At 41.9% G+C, this 534-nt stretch carries 1 protein-coding gene; it reads right to left on the bottom strand.

Features of this window, described 5'->3' with window-relative positions:
• The coding region (locus AC1DUW_RS32155; RefSeq protein WP_477644627.1) for an AMP-binding protein at positions 1–461 on the bottom strand (461 nt) is incomplete at its 3' end.
• Positions 462–534 lie beyond the last annotated feature (73 nt).

Below are 534 nucleotides of genomic sequence, written 5' to 3'. Positions count from 1 at the left end.
AGTAAATCACCTTCTTCATTTGGAGCGCAGATCTTCCCTTCAAAATTCACTACTTTCAATTCCATTTCCGGAAATGGAACCCCATCGGTATTTGTCAGTTTTTCTGCTGAATCTTCGAGTCTCGTCAAGGTCACTAGGCCATCTTCTGTTTGTCCCCATCCTGACAATATTTTGAACCGTACTTTTTCCGCCGCTTCTTTCACCAACTGCCTTGGAATCGGGGCGCCTAAAGCTACAAAGACTCGGAATGAGTTAAGATTGTACGTTTCTATTCCCTCCATTTGAATCATATCTTGCAGAAAGGGAGTCGCACCCGCTGTAAACGTTATCTTCTCCTTCTCAATCCATTCAATAAATTCATTCGGATTCCAAACGTCTTGATAAACACCTGTACCCCCAAAATGAGTTGGTAGCCTCACCCCATAACCAAATCCAGTTTGATGAGCAAATGTTGACGCCATGAATAGGACGTCATCGGATGTTAAATGTAAATGGTCAATCCAGTAATTCGTTGATACACAAAGAGTATTATGT

Source organism: Peribacillus sp. P4_C12, assembly GCF_056402095.1.
This window is presented reverse-complemented; position numbering and strand designations above follow the sequence as displayed.